The sequence below is a fragment of the Rubrivivax soli genome, from assembly GCF_049810355.1.
Taxonomy (GTDB): Bacteria; Pseudomonadota; Gammaproteobacteria; order Burkholderiales; family Burkholderiaceae_C; genus Rubrivivax.
The window spans coordinates 5,211,065-5,236,243 of the sequence record NZ_CP187368.1 but is presented as its reverse complement, the minus strand read 5'-3'; the positions used below and the strand labels follow the sequence as shown (position 1 = coordinate 5,236,243).

Below are 25,179 nucleotides of genomic sequence, written 5' to 3'. Positions count from 1 at the left end.
GGCAGACGGCGCCGCCGTTTCGAGAATGCGCTCCAGCCCGAAACGTCTCGGGCCTGCAACCACCCCACCCCAGGAGCCCCACCATGATCCGCAACTTCCTCGTCACCCTGCTCGCCGCGTTCGCCCTGTGCTCCAGCGCCTGGGCCGCGGTCGACGCCAACCAGGCCAGCCAGGCCGAGCTCGAGACCGTCAAGGGCATCGGCCCCGGCCTGTCGGGCAAGATCCTGGAAGCGCGCAAGGCCGGCGCGTTCAAGAACTGGGCCGACCTGGTCGAGCGCGTGCCCGGTGTCGGCGAAGGCAACGCGGCGCGCTTCTCGCAGGCGGGCCTCACGGTGGCCGGCGCGCCCTTTGCCGGCATGCCCAAGACCGAGAAGGTGGCCAAGGCCGACAAGCCCGTCGTGAAGGGCGACAAGGCCGAGAAGGCGGCCAAGCCGGCGCCGTGATCGCCACCCGCCGGGCGCACCGACCCACCGCCCTCAGGGCAGGCTGATGTCGGGTTCCCGCAGCCCAGCAACGCCCGCAGCGCCCGCGCGGCGCTGCCGCGGCCAGTGGAAGAACGCCAGCACCTCGTCGCGCCGGGCCAGCGTGTCGGCTTCCCCCAGCGCCACCAGCTCGCTGGTGAACGGCGCCTCGAACAACAGGTAGCTCGCCAGCGCCGAGCCGGTGGCGGTCTTGCCCTCGCCGCCCACACCCACGCCGCGCAGCAGCGCCCGCACCGGCGCCGGCAACTGGTGCAGGTGGCGCGCGGCGATGTCGTCGATGCGCTGCGACGGCGAGATCACCAGCGCCTCGATCGGCCGCAACGGCGTGTCGCCCAGCGCGCTGTCGGGCAGCAGCGCCAGCGTGCGGTTGATGCGCCGCATGCGCTCGATGTCCACCGCCAGCGCGTCCAGGAAGATGCTCGACATCGCATGGCCGGCGATCTGCGCCAGGCTCGGGTAGCCGGCATCGGCCACCTGCCGGTGCGCGGGCTCGTGCATGCGGCCCGCGCCGATGATCAGCAGGCGTTGCGCGCCAAGATGGATCGCCGGCGACAGCGGCGCCGTCTGGCGCATCGAGCCGTCACCGAACCAGCCGCTGGCGCGCGGGTGGTCCAGGTGGGCGGCCGGAAAGACGAACGGGATCGCCGACGACGCCAGCAGGTGGGCGTGGGTCAGCACGGTGGGTGCGGCCACGCGCTGCGAGCGTTCCCACAGCGTCATCGGCCTGCTGGCGCTGAAGAACGTGAAGTGCTCGCCACTGGTGTAGCTCGAAGCCGTGACCGCCAGCGCCTGCAGGTGGCCGCCGCCCAGCACCATCGGCAGCCGCTCCAGCGGCACCAGGCGCTGCAGCAGGTCGGCCAGCGGGGCGTTGTTCAGCAGAGAACGCGGCCGGGCACGGCGAAAGCGCGCGATGACCCAGCCGATGGACATCATCGTCAGCCACTGCGCGCCGCTACGGATGACGCCCAGCGAGTCGGCGCGGTAGACCTGGTCGGCGCTGAAGTTCTGCCAGACCTTGGTCAGCACCTCGACCGACGCCTCGAAACGGTCGGCATGGCAGGCCAGCGCGGCGGCATTGATGGCGCCGGCCGAAGTGCCGCAGATGACGCCGAATGGGTTCGACAGCCGCGCCCGCGGGCCCAGCACCTCGCGCCGCAGCCGCGCGATGGCCCGCAGCACGCCCACCTGGTAGGCGGCGCGGGCGCCGCCGCCGCTGAGCACCAGGCCGGTGGTCGGGGTTTCGATCATGCTGGCGGCCACTGTAGGCCGCCGGCACGGGATGCGGCCTCGGGAATTGCACCCGAGCCGCGGGTCAGTTCGCGTGCGGCGCGCGCGGGCCGTCAGTCCCGGCCGCGGCGGTCGTCGCGCCGGTCGTCACGTCGGTCGTCGCGCCGATCGCGCCTGTCGTCCCGGCGGTCGTCCCGGCGGTCGTCCCGCCGATCGGCCCGGCGGTCGTAGCGGTCGTCGCGACGGTCGTCGCGGCGGTCCAGCACGTGGCGGTCGTACCAGCGCGAGTCGACGAAGTACACCGGCACGCCGCAGGCGTTGTAGCGGCCGCAGTAGCGGCGCCAGTCGACGCGGTGGCTCGGCGGCACCCACAGGTACACCGGCTGGGGGCGCACCACCACCGGGCGGCCGATGAGGACCGGCTGCGGCAGCACCACCTGCGGCTGCGGGAAGCGGCCGATGTCGATGCGGCCGTAGACGCCCGGCTGGCTGATGCCGATGGACACGCCGACGTCGATGTCGGCGGCCTGGCCGGCCAGGCTGGCTGCCAGCAGGGTGGCGGCGACGAGCGCTGTCTTCATGGAAGCTCCTTGTTGTGGTCGGTCCTGCTGCTGACAACGGGGCAGACAGCGCCCCGGATGTCAGGGTTCCGCTGCAGCAACAGTCTTTTTCATTCGTACACGATGGCCGCGCGGCCGCCTTCGGCGACGCTTTTCCACCGCGCCAGGGCCTCGTCGCAGGGCCAGAACCGTGCTTCGTCGCCCAGGTCCAGCTCGGCCGTGGCCTGCGGCCGGTGCACGCGCAGCCGCACGCCCAGGCCGTGCGTGAGTTCGCCGGCTTCGCTGTCGGTGCGGCGCTCGGGCCAGAGCTTCAGCACCTCGGCCACCGGCGGCATGCCGCCGTTGACGTCCACCGCCAGGTAGCGGCCGTAGCGCGCGCGGGCCGCCGCCAGGTCCCACACCTGGTTGACGTTCAGGCGCAGCCCGCCCGAGAAGCGGTCGGGCTGCAGCTTGCCCTGGACGATGACGAGCTCGTCCTCGCGCAGCGTGTCGCGGTGGGCGTCGAGCAGTTCCTCGTTGGCCACCGACTCGATGGTCTCGGTGCCGTCGTCGAGCTTGAAGATGCCCACCCGGCCGCGCTGGCCGTTCACGACCCGCATGTCGCTCACGATGCCCGCCAGCAGCACCGGCTCGCGCGAGTCGACGAGGTCGGCGATGGCGCGGCGCGCAAAGCACCGCACTTCGTCCGCGCAGGCATCGAACAGGTGGCCGCTGAGGTAGAAGCCGATGGCCGCCTTCTCGTGCGTGAGGCGCTCGCGGATGCCCCAGGGCTCCACCGCCACCATGTCGGGCTCCTGCGCGCTGGAGCCGTGGCTGTCGCCGGCATCGCCGAAGTCGAACAGCCCGCCCTGGTCGGCATTGGCCGCCTGGGCGTCGGCCCACTCGAACGCCAGCCCCACGCTGGCCAGCGTGCTGGCGCGGTCGGGGTGCAGCGCGTCGAAGGCGCCAGCCTTGATCAGCGCTTCGACCACGCGCTTGTTCACGCGCTGGCGGTCCACGCGCGCGCAGAAGTCGAACAGGCTGCGGAAGGGCGCGCCGCCCTCGCCTTCGCGTGCGGCGACAATGGCCTCGATGGCGCCGGCGCCGGTGCCCTTCACCGCCCCCAGGCCGTAGCGGATGCGCTTGTCGGCGATGGGCTCGAAGCGCAGCGTGCCGCGGTTCACGTCAGGCGCGTCGAAGCTGATGCCGAACAGCTTGGCGTCTGCCAGCAGCACCTTGAGCTTGTCGGTGTTGTCGGCTTCGATCGTCATGTTGGCGGCAAAGAACTCCGCCGTGCAGTGCACCTTGATCCAGCCCGTGTGGTACGCGAGCAGCGAGTAGGCCGCGGCGTGGCTCTTGTTGAAGCCGTAGCCCGCGAACTTCTCCATCAGGTCGAAGACCTCGTCGGCCTTCTCCAGCGCGATGCCCTTGGCCTGCGCGCCGGCGCGGAAGATCTCGCGCTGCTGTGCCATCTCCTCGGGCTTCTTCTTGCCCATCGCGCGGCGCAGCATGTCGGCGCCGCCCAGGCTGTAGCCGGCCATCAGCTGCGCCGTCTGCATCACCTGTTCCTGGTAGACCATGACGCCGTAGGTCTCCCCCAGCACGGTCTCCAGCAGCGGGTGCGGGTAGACCACCGGCTCCTTGCCGTGCTTGCGCGCCACGAACGTCGGGATCAGGTCCATCGGGCCCGGCCGGTACAGCGCATTCAGTGCGATCAGGTCCTCGAGCCGGCTCGGCTTGGCCTCGCGCAGCATGCCCTGCATGCCGCGCGATTCGAACTGGAACACCGCCTCGGTCAGGCCGTCGGAGAACAGGCGGTAGACCTTGGCGTCGTCGAGCGGGATCGTCTCGTAGCTGAAGTCCTTGCGGTCGGGGCGGCGCGCGACGATGAACTGCTTGGCCAGCTCCAGGATGGTCAGCGTCGCCAGGCCCAGGAAGTCGAACTTCACCAGGCCGATGGCCTCGACGTCGTCCTTGTCGTACTGGCTCACCGCGCTGTCGCTGCCGGGCTGCTGGTACAGCGGGCAGAAGTCGGTGATCTTGCCCGGCGCGATCAGCACGCCACCGGCGTGCATGCCGATGTTGCGCACGATGCCTTCCACGCGCGTGGCCAGGCTCAGCAGCTCGGCCACCTCTTCCTCGGCGGCCTCGCGGCGGTCGATCTCGGGTTCCTCGGCACGCGCGTAGATGATGCCGGGGTCGGGCTTCTCGGGCACCTTGGCCAGCGTCACCGTCTTGCCCGGCGGGGCCGGGATCAGCTTGGCGATGCTGTCCACGTGCCCGTAGCCCATGCCCAGCACGCGGCCCACGTCGCGCAGCGCGGCCTTGGCGGCCATGGTGCCGAAGGTGGCGATCTGGCTCACCGCGTCGCGGCCGTACTTGTCCTTGACGTAGTCGATGACCCGGTCGCGGTTGCCCTGGCAGAAGTCGATGTCGAAGTCGGGCATCGACACGCGTTCCGGGTTCAGGAAGCGCTCGAACAGCAGGTTGTACTGCAGCGGGTCGAGGTCGGTGATGAACAGCGCGTAGGCCACCAGCGAACCCGCGCCCGAGCCGCGGCCCGGGCCCACCGGGCAGCCGTTCTCCTTGGCCCAGACGATGAAGTCCGAGACGATCAGGAAGTAGCCCGGGAAGCCCATCTTCAGGATCGTGTCGATCTCGAACTCGAGCCGCTCGACGTAGACCGGCCGCTGCGCGTCGCGGCGCGCGGCGTCGGGGAACAGCGCGGCCAGGCGCTTCTCCAGGCCTGCGTGCGAGGCCTTGCGGAAGTAGACCTCGATCGGCGAGCCGTCGGGCGTCGGGAAGTCGGGCAGCTGCGGCTTGCCGAGCACCAGGCTCAGGTTGCAGCGGCGCGCGATCTCCAGCGTGTTCTTCACTGCCGAAGGAAGGTCGGCGAACAGCGCCTGCATCTGCGCCTGCGTCTTGAAGTACTGCTCGCGGCTGAAGCGCTTGATGCGCTTGGGGTTGGCCAGCGTCTCGCCCTCGGCCACGCACACACGCGCTTCGTGCGCGTCGAAGTCGTCGGGCTCCAGGAACTCCACCGGGTGCGTGGCCACCACCGGCAGCTGCAGCTGCGCGGCCAGCGGCACCGCGGCGCGCACGTGGGCTTCGTGCGTGGGCAGGCCGCCGCGCTGCAGCTCGATGTAGAAGCGGCCCGGGAAGATGCCGGCCAGCAGCTGCGCCACGCTCGCCGCACGCTCGCCGTCGCCGGCCAGCAGCGCGCTGCCGACCGCGCCCAGGTCGGCGCCCGACAGCGCGATCAGCCCGCCGCCCAGCTCGCGCAGCCAGTCCCACTTCACCCAGGCCACGGTGCGCTGCGCGTTCTTGGTCCAGGCGCGGGCCAGCAGCTCGCACAGGTTCAGGTAGCCCTGGCGGTCCTGCACCAGCAGCAGCAGGCGGCTCGCGTTCTTGTCGCCGCCGCCTTCGATGCCGCTCAGGGCCAGCGGCTCCATCCAGACGTCGACGCCGATCAGCGGCTTGACGCCCTTGCCGCGGCAGGCCTTGTAGAACTTGATGGCGCCGAAGAGGTTGTTCAGGTCGGTGATGGCCAGCGCGGGCTGCTGGTCGGCCTTCGCGGCCGCCGCGGCATCGTCGATGCGCAGCGTGCCGTCGACGACGGAGAACTCGGTGTGGGTGCGCAGGTGGACGAACATGCGCGGCATTGTAGGGAGGGGGTGGTTCGTAGAATCCGGCCCGTGCTGAACGTCTCTGCCTACCGCTTCGTCGACCTCGACGACCTGCCCGCGCTGCGCCAGCGCCTGCTGTCCACCGCCGCCGCCGCGGGCCTGAAGGGCACGGTGCTGCTGGCGCCCGAAGGCATCAACCTGTTCCTGGCCGGCGCGACCGAGGCCGTGCGCGGCTGGCTGGTCGGCCTGCGCGAGGACCCGCGTTTCGCCGGGCTCGATGCCAAGGAGAGCACCAGCAGCGAGGTGCCGTTCCGGCGCCTGCTGGTGAAGATCAAGCGCGAGATCATCCGCATGAACCACCCCACCATCCGCCCGGCCGGCGGCCGCGCGCCCGCGATCGACCCGCCCACGCTGGCGCGCTGGCTGGCCCAGGGCCGCTGCGACGCCGGCCGGCCGCTGGTGCTGCTGGACACGCGCAACGGCTTCGAGGTCGACGCCGGCGCGTTCGAAGGTGCGATCGACTGGCGGCTGCAGAAATTCAGCGACTTTCCCGCGGCCCTCGACACCCACCGCGCCACCCTGGAAGGCAAGACCGTGGTCAGCTACTGCACCGGCGGCATCCGCTGCGAGAAGGCCGCACTGCTGATGGCCGAACGCGGGCTGCGGCACGTGCTGCAGCTTGACGGCGGCGTGCTGCGCTACTTCGAGCAGACCTCCGGTGCGCCGGGCTGGCGCGGCGACTGCTTCGTCTTCGACGATCGTGTGGCGCTGGAGCCGACGCTGCAGCCCAGCAGCACCGCGGGCGCCGGGGCCGCGCCATGACCGACGTGCTGCTGAAGTCGCTGGGCGCGCTGCTGATCCTGGTGGCGCTGGCGATGGCGCTGCTGCGCGCGCCCGACCGGCCGGTCGAATCGCTGGTGGCGCGCTGGGCGCCGCCGCCGTCGGACTTCATCGATGTGAAGGGGCAGCTCGTGCACCTGCGCGACGAGGGCCCGCGCAACGACCTCGTGCCGGTGGTGCTGATCCACGGCACCTCGGCCAGCCTGCACACCTGGGAAGGCTGGGTCGCCGCGCTGAAGACGCAGCGCCGCGTCATCACGCTGGACCTGCCGGGCTTCGGCCTCACGGGCCCCTACACCGGCCAGTACGACCCCGACGACTACAGCGGCGACGGCTACGCGCGCTTCGTGCTCGACGTGCTCGACCGGCTGCAGGTGCAGCGCTTCGTCATCGGCGGCAACTCGCTCGGCGGCGAGGTCGCCTGGCGCACGGCCTACGCCGCGCGCGACCGCGTGGAGCGGCTGATCCTGGTCGACAGCGCTGGCCTCCCGTTCGACCGCAAGGCAGCGCCGCTGGCCTGGTGGATCGCACGCACGCCGGGCCTGGGCTGGCTGTCGGAATCGATGCTGCCGCGCAGCCTGGTGCAGCAGGGGCTGGAGAGCGTGTACGGCCACCCCGAGCGCATCACGCCCGCGCTGGTGGACCGCTATCTCGAGATCTCGCTGCGCGACGGCAACCGCCGCGCGCTGGGCCAGCGGCTGCGGCAGATGGACTTCGGCACCGACGCCGCGCGGCTCGACACGCTGAAGCTGCCGACGCTGATCCTGTGGGGCGGCCAGGACCGGCTGTTCACGCCCGACCTGGGCCGCGAGTTCCAGCGCCGCATCGCCGGCAGCCAGCTGCAACTGTTCGACGACCTGGGCCACGTGCCGCACGAGGAAGACGCCGCGCGCACGGTGCAGCCGGTGAAGGCCTTTCTCGGACTCTGAGGCCCTGCCGTCAGGCCAGCGTCGCCGGGTCCAGGTTGGCGCCGCACACGACGACCACCACGCGCTCGTGCGCCGCCGGCTGCACCGCGCCCGTCCACAAGGCTGCCAGCGGCAAGGCCGCGGCCGGCTCGACGGCCAGCCGCAGCGTGCGCCAGATGCGGCGCTGCGCGTCGCGGATGGCGTTGTCGGGCAGCAGCAGCGACGACGCGATGTGGCCGGCACGGTCCACCGCCCACGCGATGTCGCCGATGCGTCGCGCGCCCAGGGAATCGGCCGCCACGCCCGACACCGTCACGTCCACCGGCGCCCCGGCCGCGCGCGCAGCGTGCAGCGTCGGTGCCTGCTCGGGTTCCAGCGCCACCAGATGCGTGCGGCCTGCGAACCAGGCCGCGATGCCGGCCACCAGGCCGCCGCCGCCCACGCTGACGAGCACGCGGTCGGGCAGGCCGGCCTCGGCCTCGATCTCGCCGCCCAGCGTGCCGGCGCCGGCCACCACCTCGGGCTGGTCGTAGGCGTGCATCAGCAGCGCCCCGCTGGACTGCTGGCGCTGCAGGCAGGCCGCCAGCGCATCGGCATAGGCCGCGCCGTGCACCACCACGGTGGCGCCCAGAGCAGCCAGCGCCGTGCGCTTGGCGGTACTCGACACCTCGGGCAGGAAGACCTCGCAGCGCACGCCCAGCGCCCGCGCCGCCGTGGCCACCGCGATGCCGGCATTGCCGCCGGAGGCCACCACCACGCCGGCGGCGGGCACCGGCAGCGAGCGCATGCGATTGAACATGCCGCGGGCCTTGAAGCTGCCGCCGAGCTGCAGCTGTTCCAGCTTCAGCCAGACCTCGGCGCAAGGCAGGCCCAGCGCGGCGCCGGGCAGGCGCCACAGCGGCGTGCGGCGCACGTCGCCGGCGATGCGCGCGGCAGCGGCGCGGATGGTGTCGGGAGTCGGGACAGGGGAGGACGACGTCATGCCGGCATCGTAGCGGCGCGCCTCGGGGAAGTCCCTGCACCCCGTGCAGGCACGCTTGATGCATGGTGGCGCAGCCTGTACGGTCGGGCCGTTGCCCCGTGTTTCAACCCGAAGGAGTTGCCATGTACCGACGCCTGATGATCGTTGTCGACGACGACCCGGTGGCACGGGCTGCCATGGACCAGGGCCTGGCACTGGCGCAGTCGCAAGACGCCGAGGTGCTGTTCTTCCACGTGCTGCCCGACGACGGTGCCGCGATGCTGACCGGTGACGTCATGCCCACCGGCCTGATGGCGCTGCAGGACCACGAGCAGCACGTGAAGGCGCGCGCACAGACGCTGCTGGCCGAGGCCGCGGCGCTGGCGGCGCAGCGGTCGGTGCGCTCGCACGGCGCGGTGGGCGAAGGCGGCGACCCCGCGGCCTGCGTGGCCCGCGCTGCGCGGGAGCGCGACTGCGACCTCATCGTCGTCGGCTCGCACGGCCGCACGGCGCTGCAGCGGCTGATCCATGGCAGCCTGGCCGCGAGCCTGCTGCCGCGCACGCAGATCCCGATGCTGGTGTGCAAGCAGCAGCACCACGACGCAGCGATGCAGTGATGCCGCGGCGCCGGAACCGCGGCCGATGACCGGCCCCGACGGCGACGGCGCGCAGCCACCCGCCTGGCGGGCCGCCCTGCGCGCGCTGCAGGCGCGCTGGCAGGCACTGTGGCAGGCGCTGCGCCCCAGCGACCCGGTGTTCGGCAGCGGCCTCGCCGACGAGCTGGTGGCCGGCCGGCTGTGGCTGGACCGCGGCATCGTGATGGCCTACGCCGCCGCCACCGGGCTGCTGGTGGTGGGCTTCACGCTGCTGGCCGAGGCCGGCCACCATGCCTTCGAGCAGCTGCGTGGCGCCGGCACCTGGGGCCGCTGGCTGCCGCTGCTGTGGACACCGGCGCTGACGGTGGCGGTGCTGTGGTGGACACGCCGCTTCGTGCCCGGCGCGATGGGCTCGGGCATCCCGCAGGTGGTGCGCGCGCTGGAAGACGACCTGCCGCCGGCATCCGTCTCGTGGCTGGTGTCGCTGCGGCTGGCACTGCACAAGATCGGCCTGGTGGCGGCCGGCATGGCTGCGGGGCTGTCGATCGGCCGCGAAGGGCCCACGGTGCAGGTGGGCGCGGGCATCATGGTGCATGCCCGCCGCTGGCTGTCGCCCCGCGTGGGCATCGACAGCCACGACCTGATGGTGGCCGGCGCCGCGGCCGGCATCGCCGCGGCCTTCAACACGCCGCTGGGCGGCATCGTCTTCGCACTGGAACAGCTGACGCGGCGGCGCGGCATGTCGCACAGCGCGCTCGTCATCGCCAGCATCGTGCTGGCGGGCCTGGTCGCGGTGTCGGTGTTCGGCAACCAGACCTACTTCGGCCGCCTCGGCGTGCAGCAGCTGTCGTGGTCCTTGTGGTGGCCGGGGCTGCTGGTCGCGGTGGCCGCGGGGCTGGCCGGCGGGCTGTTCTCGCGCCTGATCGTGGTCTCGGTGCGCGGACAGTCCGACCGCTTCAGCGCCTGGCGCAAGAGCCACCCGCTGCGCTTCGCCGCAGGTTGCGCCTTTGCGGTGGCCGTGATCGGCGTCGTCACCGGCGGCGCCACGGCAGGCGCGGGCTACGCGCCGACACGCGCCCTGCTCGAAGGGCAGGCCGAGCTGCCCGGCGTCTACACGCTGCTGAAGTTCTGCGCCACGTGGCTGTCGGCCTGGACCGGCGTGCCGGCCGGCATGTTCGCGCCGGCGCTGAGCATCGGCGCGGGCATCGGGCACGACGTGGCGCTGCTGACCGGCCTGTCGCGCGAGGCGGCGATCCCGCTGATCGCGCTCGGCATGGTCGGCTTCCTCGCCGCCAGCACGCAGGGGCCGATCACCGCGTTCATCATCGTCATGGAGATGGTGGCCGGCCACGGCATGGTGCTGAGCCTGATGGCCTGCGCGCTGCTGGCCAGCGGCATCTCGCGCGTGCTGGCGCCGCCGATGTACGCAGAACTGGCGGCGCTGCTGCCCTTTCCGGCGCCCCCTGCGCCGCCGGGCAGGGTGGCGCACGACAGCCTGCGCTGAAGCGCGATGAACGGCATGCCCCGGCCTCGCTACAGTTGGGGCATGACCGAACTGCCTGCCCTGCCCCCCGTGTCCGCCGCCGGCCTCGCCTGGGCCCAGCGCCTCGTGCGCATCAACACCGTCAGCCACCACAGCAACCTGCCGCTGATCGAGTGCATCGCCGACCACCTGCGCACCCTGGGCGTGCCGGTGCGCCTGACCCGCGACGACAGCGGCACCAAGGCCAACCTCTTCGCCACGCTGGGCACGGGCAAGCCGGGCGGCATCATCCTGTCTGGCCACACCGACACCGTGCCCTGGGACGGCCAGGACTGGAGCACCGATCCGCTGGGCGGCGTGGTGCAGGACGGCCGGCTCTACAGCCGCGGCAGCGCCGACATGAAGGGCTTCATCGGCCTCGTCGTCGCGCGCACGCAGGCCTTCCTGGACGCCGACCTGCCGCACGCGCTGCATTACGCCTTCAGCTTCGACGAGGAAGTGGGCTGCTTCGGCGTGCGCCACCTGATCGCCGACCTGAAGGACGCCGGGCTTGCGCCGCAGCTGTGCATCGTGGGCGAGCCGACCAGCATGGTGCCGGCCGTCGCGCACAAGGGCGTGTACCGCTGGCGCTGCTGCATCAAGGGCCGGGCCGCGCATTCGTCGCTGACGCCGATGGCCGTGAACGCCATCGAGGCCGGCGCCCGGCTGGTCACGCACATCGCCGACATGGCCGACGGCTGGCGTGAGCACGAACCGCGCTATGCCGGTTTCGACGTGCCCTACTCCACCGCGGCCGTGGGCGTGATGCAGGGCGGCATCGCCGACAACGTGGTGCCCGAGGACTGCCGCTTCCACTACGAATTCCGCAACCTGCCGGGCACCGACGCGCTGGCGATGCAGGCCCGGGTGCTGGAGCGCGCCCGCGCGCTCGAGCCGGCGATGCAGGCGGTGGATCCGGCCACCGGCTTCCGCTTCGAGGACATCTGCGCCATCCCGTCGTTCCTGGCCCCGCCCGGCGACCCCGCGGTGGCGCTGGCGCAGCGGCTCAGCGGCAGCGACGCCACCACGCTGGTGGCCTTCGGCACCGAGGCCGGGCTGTTCCAGCAGGCCGGCATCGCCACCGTGGTGTGCGGGCCGGGCTCGATCAACCAGGCGCACCAGGCCGACGAACACGTCAGCCTGGAGCAGTTGGCCCGGTGCGAGACCTTCCTGCAGCGCCTGGGCACGCGGGCGCCATGAGTTCGGCCACGCCGACCCCGCTGGTCGACAAGCCCGGGCTCGCGCAGCGCGCGGCCCAGATGCTGAGCACGCCGCACACCATGCTGCCGCTGACGCCCGACGAAGCGGCCAGCGTGGTCGAGCACATGCTGCTGGTGCACTACCCGCCGCGCGCCACCGTGCTGCGCGAGGGCGACGGGCTGCGCTCGAACTTCCTGCTGCTGCTGCTGGACGGCGACGTCTCGGTCGACACGCTGGGCGGCACGCCCGGCGACGGCGGCGACCCGCTGGTGCCGATCGCGGTGCTGGGCCCGGGCAGCATCATCGGCGAGATGGCCCTGCTCGACGGCGCGCCGCGCTCGGCCACCTGCGTCGCGCTGTCGCCGGTGCAGGCCGCGGGGCTGCCGCGCCAGGGGCTGGAGCAGCTGATCGCCGAGAACCCCGAGGTCGCGGTCAAGCTGATGATCGGGCTGGCGGCGCGCATCGCCGAGCGGCTGCGCGCGATGGCCGACCACCTGCGGCTGTACGGGCAGCTGCACGCGGCGCAGCAGGCCGAGATCGCACGCCTGCGCGGCGTGGCTGCCCGCTGACCGCGGCACACCCCATGCACACGCAGACCCTCACGCTGCTGCCTTCGGCACCCGGCATCACGCACCAGCTCACGGTGCACCGCTTCGGCCGCGAGGGCGCAGGCCCGAAGGCGCTGATCCAGGCCGCGCTGCATGCCGACGAAGTGCCGGCCCTGCTGGTGGCGCAGCGCCTGCGCCAGCGCCTGGCGCAGCTGGAAGCCGAAGGCGCGCTGCGCGGCCAGGTGCTGCTGGTGCCCTATGCCAACCCAGCCGGCCTGGCGCAGCAGGTGCTGGGCCGCCACCACGGCCGCTTCGACCTGCGTGACGGGCTCAACTTCAACCGCGGCTTCGCCGACCTCGCACCCGCAGCCGCGAAAGCGCTGGCCGGGCACCTGGGCAGCAACGCCGAAGCCAACGTGCAGCTGGTGCGCGACGCCCTGTGCGGCGCGGCAGCGGCGCTGCCCGCGAAGACCACGGTGCAGGACATGAAGCGCCGGCTGCTGCAGCTGGCCGCCGACTGCAGCGTGGTGCTCGACCTGCACTGCGACGCCGAGTCGGTGCTGCACCTGTATGCCCTGACACCGCAGGCCGACATCGCGCAGCAACTGTCCGCGCTGCTCGGTGCGCGGGCCGTGCTGCTGGCCACCGAGTCGGGCGACGGCCCCTTCGACGAAGCCTGCACGCGCCCGTGGCACCTGCTGCAGCAGCGCTTCGCCGGGCACCCGCTGCCGCTGGGCTGCTTTGCCGCCACGGTCGAGCTGCGCGGCGAAGCCGACACCGACCATGCGCTGGCCGCGCAGGATGCCGAGGCACTGCTGGCCTTCCTGCAGCACCGCGGCGTGCTCGCCGGCACGCCGCCGCCGCTGCCCGCGCCACGCTGCGTGCCCACGCCGCTGTCCGCCTCCGAGCCCGTCGTGGCGCCGCATGCCGGGGTGGTGGTGTTCCTGCGCGCGCCGGGCGACACCATCGCGGCCGGCGAGGCGATCGCCGACCTCGTGGACGTGGACAGCGGCGCCGTCACCGCCGTGCGCGCGCAGTCCGCCGGCGTGCTCTACGCCCGGGTCGCCACCCGCTGGGCCACGCCCGGCATGCCGCTGGCCAAGGTGGCCGGCACCACGCTGCAGCGCACCGGCAACCTGCTCGGCGCCTGACCTTCCGACCACGACCCGCACGACGACTGGACCCCTGCGCATGACTTCCCTGAACCCCACGCCCCGCGGCACCGTGCTCGTCACCGGCGGCACCAGCGGCATCGGCGCCGGCGTCAGCCGGGCCCTCGCCGCCGCCGGCTGCCGCGTCTACGCCGGCACCGTGTCGCAGGCCGAGATCGACGCCTTCGCGCCCACGCCCGGCATCACGCCGCTGCGGCTGGACGTGACCGACGGCGCCTCGGTCGACGCCGCGCTGGCGGCCATCGACGGCCCGATCGCGGGCCTGGTGAACTGCGCCGGCATCATCCAGCGCGGCGGTGCCGAGTTCGAGGTCGACGCCTTCCGGCGCACGCTGGAAGTCAACCTCGTGGGCACGATGCGCATGTGCCTGGCCGTGAAGCCGCGCCTGGCCGGCTCGGGCGCGGCCATCGTCAACACCGCCTCGATGCTGTCGACCTTCGGGTCGCCCTTCGTGCCGGGCTATGCGGCGTCGAAGGGCGGCGTGGTGCAGCTCACGAAGAGCCTGGCCGCCGCCTGGGCGACCGACGGCGTGCGCGTGAACGCCGTGGCGCCGGGCTGGATCGCGACACCGCTGACGCAGCAGTTGCAGGACGACGAGGCCCGCGCCGCGCCCATCCTGCAGCGCACGCCGATGGGCCGCTGGGGCCAGCCCGACGAGATCGGCGCCGTGGTGTGCTTCCTGCTGTCCGACGCCGCACGCTTCATGACCGGCGCGGTGATGCCGGTGGACGGCGGCTACTCCGCCGTCTGAAACGGGCGTGCGAAGCGGCCGTGTGACGACAAGCTCCAACAACGAGAGACACCGATGAGCAGCAGCGACGCCTGGATCCCCTACCGCCACCCGCAGCCGGCCGAATCGCCGCCCGAGTTGATCGTGCCCGACGCGATCCCGAAGGACGAACGCGTGTGGGTGCCGGTGGGCGACCGCGTGTGGTTCCGGCCGCTGCTGCTGTGCGCCTCGCGCGGGTACTGGATGAACCTGCTGAAGGTGCAGAGCGCCGGCGTGCTGTCGCGCCACCGCCACCCGCAGCCGGTGCACGGCTACGTCATCAAGGGCCGCTGGCGCTACCTGGAACACGACTGGGTGGCCAACGAAGGCGGCTACGTCTACGAGGCGCCCGGCGAGACGCACACGCTGGTGGTGGACCCCGACGTCACCGAGATGATCACGATGTTCCAGGTCAACGGCGCGATGATCTATGTCGACCCCGACGGCAACGTCACGGGCTACGACGACGTCTTCACGCGCATCGAGAAGTGCCGCCGCCACTACACGGCCAACGGCCTGGGCGCGGGCTACGTCGACCAGTTCATCCGCTGAGTCTTCAGGCCTCGTTCAGCACCGCCAGCACGTCGGAGTGGAACTCGCGCCGGTACAGCACGAACACCACGCCCAGCGTCGCGCCGATCAACGCCCAGGGCGAGAAGAACCAGGCGGCGGCCGCGAAGCTGAGGTAGTAGGCGCGCAGGCCGTCGTTGAAGCTCTCGGCGGCCAGCCCCATCACACGCCCGGCGCGGCTGGCGAAGGCCTCGCGCTGCGCGGCTTCGGTGAAGTGCTCTCGGTCGGGCGCGGCCGCCACCAGCAGCGCACCGAAGGTGTACTGGCGCAGGCTCCAGGTGAAGCGGAAGAAGGCGTAGATGAAGATCACCAGCAGCAGCACCAGCTTCAGGTCGAACACCAGCATGCTGCTGCGCGCTGCGAACGGGATCTCGCGCACGAGTTCGCTCACCTGCTCGGTGCTGGACAGCGCCGCCAGCAGGCCGCCGATGATCAGGATGGTGGTCGACGCGAAGAAGCTCGGGCTGGCCGAGAGGTTCTGCACCACGACGCCGTCGAACACGCGGTTCTCGCGCACCGTGGTCTGCAGCATCCAGCGCTGGCGCTCGCGGTTGGTCAGCGCCAGCAGCGAAGGCCGCACGGCCGCGCGCCGGTGCGCAAACGAGGCATAGCCCACCCAGGCGGCAAAGAAGAAGGCGAGTGCCGCCCAGTCGATCCAGGGCAGCACCCGCCACAGGGCTGTCAGTGCGTCGCTCGCGTTCATCGGCGCGACTGTATAGCGCCGATGGGCGCGCCGGCCCGCGCGCCGATCAGGCGCCGAAGCGCGCTGCCGCTTCCTTGATGCGCTCGCCGAACTTCGCGGCGGTGGCGATGTCGCCGGCCACCATCTCGTCGGTCGAGGCATCCGACGGGGTCGTCGTCATCAGGCCGGCGAACGAGGCGACGTAGTTGATGTCGTCGCGCGTGGAGGCCTTGCTGTTGCTGGGCATCATGCCGGTGCCGACCCAGAACATGCTGTGCTGCTGGCTCAGCGTGAACAGGTAGTGCAGCGTCGACAGCTTGTCGCCGTTCATCGAGGCGCTGTTCGTGAAGCCGGCGGCCAGCTTGTTCTTCCACTGCTGGCCGAACCAGGGCTTGCTGGAGGCGTCGGCGAACTTCTTGAACTGCCAGCTCACGCTGCCCATGTAGGTGGGCGAGCCGAAGACGATGGCGTCGGCCGCGGCCAGTTGCTCCCAGCCGCCTTCGGGCAGGTTGCCTTCGGCGTCGATGGCCAGCAGCGCACCGCCGCTGCCCTGGGCAACGGCCTCGGCGACCTTCTTGGTATGGCCGTAGCCGCTGTGGAAGACGATGACGATCTTGGACATGGAATGCTCCTTCGGGGGCGTTGGACAGAAGACCGGGGCGGTCGGAAGTCGGATGTCAGGCGGCGAGGTCGAAGACCAGCACCTCGGCGTTGTCGCCACCTTCGAGCACCAGGCGCTCCTCGGCTTGCAGCGCCAGCGCGTCGCCGGCCTTCAGCAGCTGGCCGTTGGCGGTGAGCTGGCCGCGTGCCATGTGCACGTAGGTCAGGCGGCCGGCCGCCAGCGGCAGCTCGGCGCGCTCGGGGCCGTCGAACAGCCCGGCGCGGATGCGCGCGTCGGCGTGGATGGTCACCGCGCCCTCGGCACCGTCGGGTGCGGCCACCAGCGCCAGGCGGCCACGCTTGGACGCCGCGTCGAAGTGCTTCTGCTCGTAGCCGGGCGCGATGCCGCGGCGGTCGGGCAGGATCCAGATCTGCAGGAAGTGCGTGGTGGCATCGCTGGCGTGGTTGAACTCGCTGTGCATCACGCCGGTGCCGGCGCTCATGCGCTGCACGTCGCCCGGGCGGATGACACCCGCATTCGCGCCACCGGCCGTGCCGTTGCCCATGCTGTCCTTGTGCGCCAGCGCGCCGTCGAGCACGTAGCTGACGATCTCCATGTCGCGGTGGCCGTGCGTGCCGAAGCCGGTTCCCGGCGCGATGCGGTCTTCGTTGATGACGCGCAGGTTGCCGACGCCCATGTGGGCCGGATCGTAGTAGTCGGCGAACGAGAAGCTGTGGAAGCTCTTGAGCCAGCCGTGGTCGGCATAACCGCGGTCGGCAGACTTGCGAAGCTGGAGCATGTCGGATCTCCTTGAGTGTGTGACGTGACTGTAGGCAGCCGGGCCTGCACCGGGGTGGATGGCGCTTGAAGGTGCCGTTCAAATAAGATGAAGCGATGAGCGAACGCCGCAATGCCCTGACCCCCGACGCGCTGGCCATGGTCGACACCATCGCGCGCACCGGCAGCTTCGCCGCCGCGGCCCGCGAGCTGGGCAAGGTGCCGTCGGCGCTGACCTACAGCGTGCGCCAGCTCGAAGACGCGCTGGACGTGCTGCTGTTCGACCGCAGCTCGCGCCAGGCGCAGCTGACGGCCGCCGGCAGCGAGCTGCTGCACGAGGGCCGCCGCCTGCTGCAGGAGATGGACGCCGTGGCCAACCGCGTGCGCCGGGTGGCCAGCGGCTGGGAGACGATGCTGTCGATCAGCCTCGAGGACATCCTGTCGCAGCCCACGATGTTCGAGCTGGTCGAGGCCTTCTGCGGCATCTGCGACACCCAGGACGACCGCGTGCAGGGCGGCACCGGCACCCGGCTGCGGCTGCGCAGCGACGTGCTCGCCGGCACCTGGGAGGCGCTGGTCTCGGGCCAGGTCGACCTGGCCATCGGTGTGGCGGGCGAGCACGCCAACCCGGGTGGCATCGAGCTGCGGCCGCTGGGCGACCTGGCCTTCGTGTTCTGCGTGGCCCCGCACCACCCGCTGGCGGCCATCGACACGCCGCTGGTCGACGCACAGCTGGTGCACCACCGCGCCGTGGCGGTGGCCGACACGGCGCAGCGCCTGACGCCCATCACCGTGAACCTGCTGCCCGGCCAGGACGTGCTCACCGTGCCCAGCATGCGCAGCAAGCTCGAAGCGCTGCTGCGCGGCCTGGGCTGCGGCTTCGTGCCCGAGCCGATGGCCCGAGTGCACCTGCAGGCCGGCCACCTGGTGCAGAAGGAGACGGTGCGCGGCGCGCGCGTGGGCACGCTGTACTACGCCTGGCGCGCGGAACGCGGCGCCTTCGGCATCGGCCGCGCGCTGCAGTGGTGGCTGACGCAGCTGGAAAGCCCGGTGACGCGGCGCGCGCTGCTCGAACGCCACGCCGGGCCGCTGGACGGATGACGGCAGGCTACGTCGGCCGCTTCGCGCCGTCGCCGACGGGCCCGCTGCACGCGGGCTCGCTCGTGGCGGCGCTGGCGAGCTGGCTCGACGCGCGGGCGCATGCAGGGCGCTGGCTGGTGCGCATCGAGGACGTCGACCGGCCGCGCTGCGTGGGCGGCGCCGACACGCTGATCCTGCAGCAGCTGGCGAGCTGCGGCCTGCTGCCCGATGCGCCGCCGTGGTGGCAGTCGCAGCGCGACGCCGCCTACGCGCGCGCGCTCGACGGCCTGGTGGCGCGGGGCCTGGCCTACCCTTGCGGCTGCACGCGCCGCGACATCGACGCCGCGCTCGCCGCCCGCGGCGTGCCGCACGCGCGCTTCGCCGAGCGGCCCTACCCCGGCACCTGCCGCGACGGCCTGCACGGCAAGCCGCCGCGCGCCTGGCGGCTGCGCACGGCGGACGACGCCGCGCCGCTGCACTGGACCGACCGCCGCCTCGGCCCGCGCAGCCAGCACGTGGCACTCGAGGTCGGCGACGTCGTGCTGCGCCGCGCCGACGGCCTGTGGGCCTACCAGCTGGCGGTGGTGGTGGACGACGCGGCGCAGGGCGTCACGCACGTGGTGCGCGGCGAGGACCTGGCCGACAACACGCCGCGGCAGATCGTGCTGCAGCAGGCGCTGGGCGTGGCGACGCCACGGTACCTCCACACGCCGCTGGTGCTGGGCGACGACGGCGCCAAGCTGTCGAAGCAGAACGGCGCAAGCGCGCTGGACCTCGCCGACCCGCTGGCGGCACTGCGTGCCGCGGCGCACGTGCTGGGCCTGCCCGAGGTGCGCGGCGGCCCGGGCACCACGCTGGCAGACTGGCTGGCCGGCGCGGTGCCGGCCTGGGCTGGCATGATGCGCACCCCGAATCCCTGAGGACACACACGATGCCCACCACTCCTTCCGGCCTGCAATACGAAGACACCGTCGTCGGCAGCGGCGCGACGGCCACGGCCGGCGCCCGCGTCAAGGTGCACTACACCGGCTGGCTGCACGACCCCACGGCCACCAACAGCCGCGGCCAGAAGTTCGACTCCAGCAAGGACCGCGGCGACCCGTTCGCGTTCCCGCTGGGCGCCGGCCACGTGATCCGCGGCTGGGACGAAGGCGTGCAGGGCATGCAGGTCGGCGGCACGCGCGTGCTGACGATCCCCGCCGACCTGGGCTACGGCGCGCGCGGTGCCGGCGGCGTGATCCCGCCCAACGCCACGCTGGTGTTCGAGGTGGAACTGCTGGCCGTGTGAACGGCGTTCTCTCCGGCGCATGAAAAAAGGCCCCGCGAGGGGCCTTCTGCTTGGGCGCAGCCGGCGCGCAGGGCGCCGGTCGGGCACGGGTTCAGCGCGGCGCGCGCTCCGGGCCGCCGGCACGGGCGAACTTCTTGCCAGCGGGCTTGAAGGTCTTGCCCGCCGGCTTGCCCGGGAACGGACGCGACGGGAAGGTCTTGCCGGCCGGGCGCAGCGCCGGCGGCTCCGAGCGCTTGGGCTCCAGGCCTTCGATGGTGGCGGCCGGGATGCGCTGCGTGGTGAAGCGCTGGATGCGCTGCACCATGCTGGCGTCGCGGCGCTCGGCCAGCGTCACGGCCAGGCCGGCGCGGCCGGCACGGCCCGTGCGGCCGATGCGGTGCACGTAGTCCTCGGCCTTCATCGGCAGGCCGTAGTTGATGACGTGGCTGATCGTCGGCACGTCGATGCCGCGCGCGGCCACGTCGGTCGCCACCAGGATCTTCAGCTGCTTGTTGCGCAGGCCCTGCAGCACGCGCGTGCGGCGGCCCTGCGGGTGGCCGCCGTGCAGCGACGCCACGTGGTGGCCCATGTCGGCCAGGCGGTCGGCCAGCCAGTCGGCGTCACGCTGCGTGCTGGTGAACACCACGGCCTGGTCGACTTCGCGCGCGGTCAGGATGTGGTCCAGCAGCGCGTTCTTGTGCGTCAGGTCGTCGGCCCAATGCAGGCGCTGCTCGATGTCGGCATGCGCCTCGGTGTGCGAGGAGATGTCGATGCGCTGCGGCTCGCGCAGCAGCTCTTCGGCCAGGCGGCCGACGTGGCCGGCGAAGGTGGCGCTGTACATCACGGTCTGGCGCGAGGCCGGCGTGGCGGCGGCGATGTGGTGGATGGGTTCGATGAAGCCCATGTCCAGCATGCGGTCGGCTTCGTCGAGCACCAGCATCTCGACATTGGCCAGGATGGCGCGGCCGGATTCCATGTGGTCGATCAGGCGGCCGGGCGTGGCGATCAGCACGTCGAGCGGGCCGCGCAGCGCCTTCAGCTGCGCGCCGTAGGGCACGCCGCCGACGACGGTGGCCACACGCAGGCCCTGCACGTGGCGGCCGTAGTCGAACACGGCCTTGGCGACCTGCATCGCCAGTTCACGCGTGGGCGTCAGCACCACGATGCGCGGGCCGTGCACGACGCCCTTGTCGCGGCGCTTGCCGTCGGCGCGCGCGGCCAGCACCTTCATCAGCGCCGGCAGCACGAAGCTGGCGGTCTTGCCGCTGCCGGTGCTGCTGCTGACCATCAGGTCGCGACCTTCCATCGCCGGCGGGATCGCGCGGCTCTGGACTTCGGTGGCTTGGGTGTAGCCCGCGTCGGTGACAGCGCGGAGCAGGGTCTCGTGGAGGCCCAGGGTGTCGAAACTCATTCGTCGTCTTCCGGAAAAACACGGTCGCGCCAGCGCAAGGCTTGCGCGCCGGCTGCACCGTCAAGGTGAAGTCGCATCCATCAAGGGGGCGACGGCATCGCCGCCGACCCGAGAGATGCGAAACCGCGGCAGAAGATGCGGTTCGACGAAGGTCAGAGGGGATGAACGATTGGCACCAACTGCATGCCAAGCCCGTGAGTGTAGCGCATTTCCGGGTTTCCCCTGAGGAATCTCGCGGGCGTGCGTCGTCAGGCCTGGAGGAAGGTGCTGCGGTAGTGCAGCAGTTCGTCGATGGACTCGTGGATGTCGGCCAGCGCCGTGTGCGCCTGGGCCTTCTTGAAGCCCTCGAGCGCAGCGGGCTTCCAGCGCTTCGCCAGTTCCTTCAGCGTGCTGACGTCGACGTTGCGGTAATGGAAGAACGCCTCCAGCGTCGGCATCGTGCGCGCCAGGAAGCGCCGGTCCTGGCAGATCGAGTTGCCGCACATCGGGCTCTTGCCCTTGGGCACGTACTGCTGCAGGAAGGCGATCACCTGCGCCTCGGCAGCGGCCTCGTCCACGGTGCTGGCCTTCACGCGGTCGATGAGGCCGCTCCTGCCGTGCGTGCCCTTGTTCCAGGCGTCCATCGCATCGAGCGTGGCGTCGCTCTGGTGCACCGCGAACACCGGGCCCTCCACGCGCACCGTCAGCTGCGGGTCGGTGACGACGACGGCGACCTCGATGATGCGGTCGGTGTCGGGATACAGGCCGGTCATCTCCAGGTCGATCCAGATCAGGTTCTGGTCGCTCGGCGGCAGCAGGGGTGCGGTCATGGTGTCGGGCTCACGGGAAGGCCCCGATTCTCGCCCAAGCCTACACTTCGGCCCCATGCAACCGTCTTCCGTCATGCTGGCCTTCGCGGCAGCGCTGCTGGCCGCGCTGGCCGTCAAGTTCTGGCTCGCCACGCGCCAGATGCGCCACGTGGCGCAGCACCGCGACCAGGTGCCCGCGCCGTTTGCCGGCACCGTCACGCCCGAGGCGCACCGCAAGGCCGCCGACTACACGCTGGCCAAGGGCCGCTTCGGCTTGCTGACCACCGCCTTCGGCAGCGCCGTGCTGCTGGGCTGGACGCTGCTGGGCGGGCTGGACGCGCTGAACACGCTGCTGCGCGACGCGCTGATGGCGGACTACGGCCCGATGGCCTACCAACTGGCGCTGCTGGCCGCGTTCGCGCTGATCGGCGGGCTGATCGAGCTGCCGCTGGAGTGGTACGCCACCTTCCGCATCGAGCAGCGCTTCGGCTTCAACCGCATGACGCCGCGGCTGTGGCTGGCCGACCTGCTGAAGGGCGTGCTGGTGGGCGCCGTGATCGGCCTGCCGCTGGCGGCGCTGATCCTGTGGATCATGGGCGCCACGGGGGGCCTGTGGTGGCTGTGGGCCTGGGGGGCGTGGGTGGCCTTCAACCTCGTGCTGCTGGTGCTGTACCCCACCGTCATCGCGCCGCTGTTCAACAAGTTCGAGCCGCTGCCCGACGAAGCGCTGCAGGTGCGTGTGCAGGCGCTGATGCAGCGCTGCGGCTTCGCGGCCAAGGGGCTGTTCGTGATGGACGGCAGCAAGCGGTCGGCCCATGCCAACGCCTACTTCACCGGGCTGGGCGCGGCCAAGCGCGTGGTGTTCTTCGACACGCTGCTGTCGCGCCTGTCGCCCGGCGAGGTCGAGGCCGTGCTGGCGCACGAGCTGGGCCACTTCAAGCACAAGCACGTGCTGCAGCGCATGCTGCTGATCTTCGGCTTCAGCCTGGCCGGCCTGGCGCTGCTGGGCTGGCTGGCCGGCCAGAGCGGCTTCTATGCCGGGCTGGGCGTGTCGCCGAACCTGGCCGCACCCAACGACGCGCTGGCGCTGCTGCTGTTCATGCTGGCGCTGCCGCCGTTCACGTTCTTCATCGGGCCGCTGATGTCGCAGTGGTCGCGCCGCCATGAATTCCAGGCCGACGCCTACGCGTGCGCGCAGGCCGATGGCAGCGCGCTCGCCAGCGCACTGCTGAAGCTGCACGAGGACAACGCGTCGACGCTGACGCCCGACCCGCTGTACGTGCGTTTCTACTATTCGCACCCGCCGGCCAGCGAACGCCTGGCCGCCCTGCCCCAGCCCCACCGACCGCTCGCCGCCACGCCATGACCGACCTGACCCGCCAACGCTGCCAGCCGCTGGAAGGCCACGCGGCGATGACCCCCGACCAGATCGCGCAGCACCTGGCCTCGGCACCGGGATGGACGCTGGTCGACGGCGCGATCCAGAAGCGCTTCGACTTCGCCGACTACCACCGGACGATGGCCTTCATCAACGCCGTGGCCTGGATCGCGCACGCCGAGGACCACCACCCGGACATCGCCTTCGGCTACAACCGTTGCACCGTGCGCTTCAACACGCATTCGGTGGGCGGCATCTCGGTCAACGACTTCATCTGCGCCGCCAAGGTCGACGCGCTGCTGGCTTGACCGCCCACGACAGTCCCGACAGCGCCGTCGACAGCGGCCTGGTGGTGGCCGCCCACGGCCGCCACGTGGTGGTCGAGACGCCCGACGGCACACGCGTGCTGTGCCACCCGCGTGGCAAGAAGAGCGATCTCGTCGTCGGCGACCGCGTGCGCTGGATGCTCACCGGCGACGAAGGGGTCATCGAGGCGCTGGAGCCGCGCCGCAACCTGCTGTTCCGCCAGGACGAGTGGCGCACGAAGAGCTTCGCGGCCAACCTCGACCTGCTGCTGGTGCTGGTGGCGGGCGAGCCGGTGTTCAGCGAGTCGCAGCTCACCCGCGCACTCATCGCTGCCGAGCAGGCCGGCATCACCACCTGCATCGGGCTCAACAAGACCGACTTGCCGGCCGCAGCGCTGGCCCGCGAGCGGCTGGCGCCGTACGTCGCGATGGGCATCCAGGTCATCGAGCTGGCGCTGAAGACCGACCCGCAGCGCTCGCGGGCCACGCTGCAGCCGCTGCTGGCCGGCAAGACCACGCTGGTGCTGGGCCCCAGCGGCATGGGCAAGAGCACGCTGATCAACCTGCTGGTGCCCCAGGCAGCGGCCCAGGTGGGCGAGATCTCGGTGGCGCTGGCCGCCGGCCGCCACACGACCACGACCACCACCTGGTACTGGCTCGACGGCACGCGGCAGGCGGCGCTGATCGACTCGCCGGGCTTCCAGGAGTTCGGCCTGCGCCAGATCGAGCCGCCGCAACTGGCGACGCTGATGCCCGACTTCGCGGCAGCGCTGGGCCACTGCCGCTTCCACAACTGCAGCCACCGGCACGAACCGGGCTGCGGCGTGCGCGAAGCCCTGGCGCGCGGCGAGATCGCCGAGAGCCGCTACCGCATCTACGGCGAGCTGTTCGACGAGCTGTCGACGAAGCGCTGGTGAGCCCGCGGGCTCACCCGAGGACGTTGGCCAGCGACAGCAGCGCCACCAGCAGCATCCACAGCACCACCGAGCGCCAGACCAGGCCGACCACGCTCTGCAGGTGGCCCAGCTGCGGCGGCACGCCACCGGTGGACCCCTCGGCGGCCACGGTGCCGGGCTCGGCGCCCGCGGTGAAGGTCTTGCTGCGGTCGGGCGTGACGCCGGGTGCGGCGCTGCCGCCCAGCTGCACGCCCACGGCGCCGGCCGCGGCCGCGAGGATGATGCCTTCGTTGGCGTGCTGCCAGAGGCCGGCGTCGCGGCGCCAGCCGCCCACCGCCTCTTCGAAGTTGCCGACGACCGCGAAGCCGAACGCGGTCAGCCGTGCCGGCACGTGGTCGATGAAGCCGAACAGCTTGCGCGACAGCACCATCAGGCCGTCGTTCATCGGCGCCTCCACCGTGCGGTGGCGGAAGCCCCAGTAGCGGCTGGCGAACTCGGCCATGCGGTACAGCACCGCCCCCATCGGGCCCAGCCCCAGCGCCGACAGCACCACGAACCAGAAGAACACGCCGAAGACATGCCGGTGCGCGGCCAGCAACGCGTGCTCGATCACGTGGCGCAGCACCTCGGTGCGCGGCAGCTCGCTGGCGTCCAGGTGGCGCCACTCGGCCAGCTTGGCACGCGCGGCGTTCTCGTCGCCGCGGTCGAGCGCGTCGCGGATGTCGGTGAAGTAGTGGCTGAACTGGCGGAACCCCAGCGTCAGGTACAGCAGGCCGACGTCGAAGGCCAGCGCCAGCAGCAGGCTGTAGTGGCTGATCAGCAGGTAGCACAGCCCCACCAGCAGCGAAGGACCGAGCACCGCCACGCACCACACCACCACGGTGTGGTGCGAGCGCCCGGCGTCGAAGTTGCGGCTGGTCCAGCCGACCCAGGACACCAGCGTGTGGTGCACCCAGTTGTCGCGCGGCAGCGGCTTGAGCTGCTCGATCAGCAGCGCGAACAGGACGGCGAAAAAACTCATCGGCGGCGATGAT

The 25,179-nt window shown here is 71.8% G+C and carries 26 protein-coding genes; 16 read left to right on the top strand and 10 right to left on the bottom strand.

The genetic code is table 11. The features are described 5' to 3' along the window. Positions 1-83: 83 nt before the first annotated feature. A complete protein-coding gene (locus ACPOLB_RS24140) occupies positions 84-443 on the top strand; it encodes a ComEA family DNA-binding protein (RefSeq protein WP_425258596.1) in 360 nt (119 codons plus the stop codon). Between the two features lie 33 nt (positions 444-476). Here ACPOLB_RS24140 and ACPOLB_RS24135 read toward each other — a convergent pair whose 3' ends face one another. The 3 genes from ACPOLB_RS24135 to dnaE form a co-directional block, all read right to left on the bottom strand. Continuing rightward, positions 477-1,730, bottom strand: a complete 1,254-nt coding sequence (locus ACPOLB_RS24135) for a patatin-like phospholipase family protein (RefSeq protein WP_425258595.1) — start codon at positions 1,728-1,730, stop codon at positions 477-479. Between the two features lie 92 nt (positions 1,731-1,822). Further along, positions 1,823-2,290, bottom strand: a complete 468-nt coding sequence (locus tag ACPOLB_RS24130; protein ID WP_425258594.1) for a hypothetical protein — start codon at positions 2,288-2,290, stop codon at positions 1,823-1,825. Between the two features lie 89 nt (positions 2,291-2,379). Next, on the bottom strand, positions 2,380-5,901 hold the full coding sequence (gene dnaE / locus ACPOLB_RS24125; RefSeq protein WP_425258593.1) for a DNA polymerase III subunit alpha: 3,522 nt from the start codon (positions 5,899-5,901) through the stop codon (positions 2,380-2,382). A gap of 33 nt (positions 5,902-5,934) precedes the next feature. Between dnaE and ACPOLB_RS24120 the strand changes: the two genes are divergently transcribed. Then, positions 5,935-6,696, top strand: a complete 762-nt coding sequence (locus ACPOLB_RS24120) for a sulfurtransferase (RefSeq protein WP_425261963.1) — start codon at positions 5,935-5,937, stop codon at positions 6,694-6,696. Then, entirely contained in the window at positions 6,693-7,643 is a 951-nt protein-coding gene (locus tag ACPOLB_RS24115) for an alpha/beta fold hydrolase (RefSeq protein ID WP_425258592.1), read from the top strand. The genes ACPOLB_RS24120 and ACPOLB_RS24115 overlap by 4 nt, the downstream gene beginning before the upstream one ends. Positions 7,644-7,653: 10 nt before the next feature. On the opposite strand, the gene ACPOLB_RS24110 is transcribed toward ACPOLB_RS24115, so the two are convergent. After that, positions 7,654-8,604, bottom strand: a complete 951-nt coding sequence (locus ACPOLB_RS24110; protein WP_425258591.1) for a threonine/serine dehydratase — start codon at positions 8,602-8,604, stop codon at positions 7,654-7,656. A 122-nt stretch (positions 8,605-8,726) separates the two neighbouring features. Between ACPOLB_RS24110 and ACPOLB_RS24105 the strand changes: the two genes are divergently transcribed. From ACPOLB_RS24105 to ACPOLB_RS24075, 7 genes are read left to right on the top strand one after another with little or no spacing between them, the layout of a single operon-like run. Further along, positions 8,727-9,200 carry a universal stress protein gene (locus ACPOLB_RS24105; protein WP_425258590.1) on the top strand — a complete coding sequence of 158 codons (474 nt, stop codon included), beginning with the start codon at positions 8,727-8,729 and terminating at the stop codon, positions 9,198-9,200. Between the two features lie 25 nt (positions 9,201-9,225). Further along, on the top strand, positions 9,226-10,683 hold the full coding sequence (locus ACPOLB_RS24100; protein ID WP_425258589.1) for a chloride channel protein: 1,458 nt from the start codon (positions 9,226-9,228) through the stop codon (positions 10,681-10,683). A 42-nt stretch (positions 10,684-10,725) separates the two neighbouring features. After that, complete coding sequence (argE, locus tag ACPOLB_RS24095) at positions 10,726-11,901, top strand: acetylornithine deacetylase (protein ID WP_425258588.1); 1,176 nt, start codon at positions 10,726-10,728, stop codon at positions 11,899-11,901. Then, the gene (locus ACPOLB_RS24090; protein ID WP_425258587.1) at positions 11,898-12,470 is read left to right on the top strand and encodes a Crp/Fnr family transcriptional regulator; all 573 of its coding nucleotides are present in this window, start codon (positions 11,898-11,900) and stop codon (positions 12,468-12,470) included. Before argE ends, ACPOLB_RS24090 begins: the two co-directional genes overlap by 4 nt. Positions 12,471-12,484: 14 nt before the next feature. Next, positions 12,485-13,600: a succinylglutamate desuccinylase/aspartoacylase family protein gene (locus tag ACPOLB_RS24085; RefSeq protein ID WP_425258586.1), complete on the top strand. Its 1,116-nt coding sequence runs from the start codon at positions 12,485-12,487 to the stop codon at positions 13,598-13,600. A gap of 40 nt (positions 13,601-13,640) precedes the next feature. Next, positions 13,641-14,372: an SDR family NAD(P)-dependent oxidoreductase gene (locus ACPOLB_RS24080; protein WP_425258585.1), complete on the top strand. Its 732-nt coding sequence runs from the start codon at positions 13,641-13,643 to the stop codon at positions 14,370-14,372. A gap of 54 nt (positions 14,373-14,426) precedes the next feature. After that, a complete protein-coding gene (locus tag ACPOLB_RS24075; protein ID WP_425258584.1) occupies positions 14,427-14,942 on the top strand; it encodes a 2,4'-dihydroxyacetophenone dioxygenase family protein in 516 nt (171 codons plus the stop codon). Positions 14,943-14,946: 4 nt separating this feature from the next. On the opposite strand, the gene ACPOLB_RS24070 is transcribed toward ACPOLB_RS24075, so the two are convergent. The 3 genes from ACPOLB_RS24070 to ACPOLB_RS24060 are packed head-to-tail and all read right to left on the bottom strand — an operon-like array spanning position 14,947 to position 17,042. Further along, positions 14,947-15,663 (bottom strand): DUF599 domain-containing protein, encoded by a 717-nt coding sequence (locus tag ACPOLB_RS24070; RefSeq protein WP_425258583.1) that lies wholly within the window; start codon positions 15,661-15,663, stop codon positions 14,947-14,949. A gap of 46 nt (positions 15,664-15,709) precedes the next feature. After that, positions 15,710-16,264 carry a flavodoxin family protein gene (locus tag ACPOLB_RS24065; RefSeq protein WP_425258582.1) on the bottom strand — a complete coding sequence of 185 codons (555 nt, stop codon included), beginning with the start codon at positions 16,262-16,264 and terminating at the stop codon, positions 15,710-15,712. A gap of 55 nt (positions 16,265-16,319) precedes the next feature. After that, complete coding sequence (locus tag ACPOLB_RS24060) at positions 16,320-17,042, bottom strand: pirin family protein (protein ID WP_425258581.1); 723 nt, start codon at positions 17,040-17,042, stop codon at positions 16,320-16,322. Between the two features lie 95 nt (positions 17,043-17,137). Here ACPOLB_RS24060 and ACPOLB_RS24055 point away from each other — a divergent pair, with 95 nt between their 5' ends. The 3 genes from ACPOLB_RS24055 to ACPOLB_RS24045 are packed head-to-tail and all read left to right on the top strand — an operon-like array spanning position 17,138 to position 19,388. Beyond that, positions 17,138-18,121, top strand: a complete 984-nt coding sequence (locus ACPOLB_RS24055) for a LysR substrate-binding domain-containing protein (RefSeq protein ID WP_425258580.1) — start codon at positions 17,138-17,140, stop codon at positions 18,119-18,121. Next, the gene (gene gluQRS, locus ACPOLB_RS24050; RefSeq protein ID WP_425258579.1) at positions 18,118-19,020 is read left to right on the top strand and encodes a tRNA glutamyl-Q(34) synthetase GluQRS; all 903 of its coding nucleotides are present in this window, start codon (positions 18,118-18,120) and stop codon (positions 19,018-19,020) included. The genes ACPOLB_RS24055 and gluQRS overlap by 4 nt, the downstream gene beginning before the upstream one ends. An 11-nt stretch (positions 19,021-19,031) precedes the next feature. Next, a complete protein-coding gene (locus tag ACPOLB_RS24045; protein ID WP_425258578.1) occupies positions 19,032-19,388 on the top strand; it encodes an FKBP-type peptidyl-prolyl cis-trans isomerase in 357 nt (118 codons plus the stop codon). A 91-nt stretch (positions 19,389-19,479) separates the two neighbouring features. Here ACPOLB_RS24045 and ACPOLB_RS24040 read toward each other — a convergent pair whose 3' ends face one another. Both ACPOLB_RS24040 and orn read right to left on the bottom strand, forming a co-directional pair. Next, positions 19,480-20,778, bottom strand: a complete 1,299-nt coding sequence (locus ACPOLB_RS24040) for a DEAD/DEAH box helicase (RefSeq protein ID WP_425258577.1) — start codon at positions 20,776-20,778, stop codon at positions 19,480-19,482. A 248-nt stretch (positions 20,779-21,026) separates the two neighbouring features. Then, entirely contained in the window at positions 21,027-21,587 is a 561-nt protein-coding gene (gene orn / locus ACPOLB_RS24035; RefSeq protein ID WP_425258576.1) for an oligoribonuclease, read from the bottom strand. A 55-nt stretch (positions 21,588-21,642) separates the two neighbouring features. Here orn and ACPOLB_RS24030 point away from each other — a divergent pair, with 55 nt between their 5' ends. The 3 genes from ACPOLB_RS24030 to rsgA are packed head-to-tail and all read left to right on the top strand — an operon-like array spanning position 21,643 to position 24,166. Continuing rightward, positions 21,643-22,932, top strand: a complete 1,290-nt coding sequence (locus tag ACPOLB_RS24030) for a M48 family metallopeptidase (protein WP_425258575.1) — start codon at positions 21,643-21,645, stop codon at positions 22,930-22,932. Beyond that, positions 22,929-23,252, top strand: a complete 324-nt coding sequence (locus ACPOLB_RS24025) for a 4a-hydroxytetrahydrobiopterin dehydratase (protein WP_425258574.1) — start codon at positions 22,929-22,931, stop codon at positions 23,250-23,252. The genes ACPOLB_RS24030 and ACPOLB_RS24025 overlap by 4 nt, the downstream gene beginning before the upstream one ends. Further along, positions 23,219-24,166 carry a ribosome small subunit-dependent GTPase A gene (gene rsgA / locus ACPOLB_RS24020; RefSeq protein WP_425261962.1) on the top strand — a complete coding sequence of 316 codons (948 nt, stop codon included), beginning with the start codon at positions 23,219-23,221 and terminating at the stop codon, positions 24,164-24,166. Before ACPOLB_RS24025 ends, rsgA begins: the two co-directional genes overlap by 34 nt. Positions 24,167-24,176: 10 nt before the next feature. On the opposite strand, the gene ACPOLB_RS24015 is transcribed toward rsgA, so the two are convergent. Continuing rightward, the gene (locus ACPOLB_RS24015; protein ID WP_425258573.1) at positions 24,177-25,166 is read right to left on the bottom strand and encodes a CobD/CbiB family protein; all 990 of its coding nucleotides are present in this window, start codon (positions 25,164-25,166) and stop codon (positions 24,177-24,179) included. Positions 25,167-25,179: the final 13 nt, after the last annotated feature.

Coding starts and splice junctions, on each gene's coding strand:
- ACPOLB_RS24140 (WP_425258596.1), top strand. CDS start 84: ATGATCCGCAACTTCCTCGTCACCCTGCTCGCCGCGTTCGCCCTGTGC.
- ACPOLB_RS24135 (WP_425258595.1), bottom strand. CDS start 1,730: ATGATCGAAACCCCGACCACCGGCCTGGTGCTCAGCGGCGGCGGCGCC.
- ACPOLB_RS24130 (WP_425258594.1), bottom strand. CDS start 2,290: ATGAAGACAGCGCTCGTCGCCGCCACCCTGCTGGCAGCCAGCCTGGCC.
- dnaE (WP_425258593.1), bottom strand. CDS start 5,901: ATGTTCGTCCACCTGCGCACCCACACCGAGTTCTCCGTCGTCGACGGC.
- ACPOLB_RS24115 (WP_425258592.1), top strand. CDS start 6,693: ATGACCGACGTGCTGCTGAAGTCGCTGGGCGCGCTGCTGATCCTGGTG.
- ACPOLB_RS24110 (WP_425258591.1), bottom strand. CDS start 8,604: ATGACGTCGTCCTCCCCTGTCCCGACTCCCGACACCATCCGCGCCGCT.
- ACPOLB_RS24105 (WP_425258590.1), top strand. CDS start 8,727: ATGTACCGACGCCTGATGATCGTTGTCGACGACGACCCGGTGGCACGG.
- ACPOLB_RS24100 (WP_425258589.1), top strand. CDS start 9,226: ATGACCGGCCCCGACGGCGACGGCGCGCAGCCACCCGCCTGGCGGGCC.
- argE (WP_425258588.1), top strand. CDS start 10,726: ATGACCGAACTGCCTGCCCTGCCCCCCGTGTCCGCCGCCGGCCTCGCC.
- ACPOLB_RS24090 (WP_425258587.1), top strand. CDS start 11,898: ATGAGTTCGGCCACGCCGACCCCGCTGGTCGACAAGCCCGGGCTCGCG.
- ACPOLB_RS24085 (WP_425258586.1), top strand. CDS start 12,485: ATGCACACGCAGACCCTCACGCTGCTGCCTTCGGCACCCGGCATCACG.
- ACPOLB_RS24080 (WP_425258585.1), top strand. CDS start 13,641: ATGACTTCCCTGAACCCCACGCCCCGCGGCACCGTGCTCGTCACCGGC.
- ACPOLB_RS24075 (WP_425258584.1), top strand. CDS start 14,427: ATGAGCAGCAGCGACGCCTGGATCCCCTACCGCCACCCGCAGCCGGCC.
- ACPOLB_RS24070 (WP_425258583.1), bottom strand. CDS start 15,663: ATGAACGCGAGCGACGCACTGACAGCCCTGTGGCGGGTGCTGCCCTGG.
- ACPOLB_RS24065 (WP_425258582.1), bottom strand. CDS start 16,264: ATGTCCAAGATCGTCATCGTCTTCCACAGCGGCTACGGCCATACCAAG.
- ACPOLB_RS24060 (WP_425258581.1), bottom strand. CDS start 17,042: ATGCTCCAGCTTCGCAAGTCTGCCGACCGCGGTTATGCCGACCACGGC.
- ACPOLB_RS24055 (WP_425258580.1), top strand. CDS start 17,138: ATGAGCGAACGCCGCAATGCCCTGACCCCCGACGCGCTGGCCATGGTC.
- gluQRS (WP_425258579.1), top strand. CDS start 18,118: ATGACGGCAGGCTACGTCGGCCGCTTCGCGCCGTCGCCGACGGGCCCG.
- ACPOLB_RS24045 (WP_425258578.1), top strand. CDS start 19,032: ATGCCCACCACTCCTTCCGGCCTGCAATACGAAGACACCGTCGTCGGC.
- ACPOLB_RS24040 (WP_425258577.1), bottom strand. CDS start 20,778: ATGAGTTTCGACACCCTGGGCCTCCACGAGACCCTGCTCCGCGCTGTC.
- orn (WP_425258576.1), bottom strand. CDS start 21,587: ATGACCGCACCCCTGCTGCCGCCGAGCGACCAGAACCTGATCTGGATC.
- ACPOLB_RS24030 (WP_425258575.1), top strand. CDS start 21,643: ATGCAACCGTCTTCCGTCATGCTGGCCTTCGCGGCAGCGCTGCTGGCC.
- ACPOLB_RS24025 (WP_425258574.1), top strand. CDS start 22,929: ATGACCGACCTGACCCGCCAACGCTGCCAGCCGCTGGAAGGCCACGCG.
- ACPOLB_RS24015 (WP_425258573.1), bottom strand. CDS start 25,166: ATGAGTTTTTTCGCCGTCCTGTTCGCGCTGCTGATCGAGCAGCTCAAG.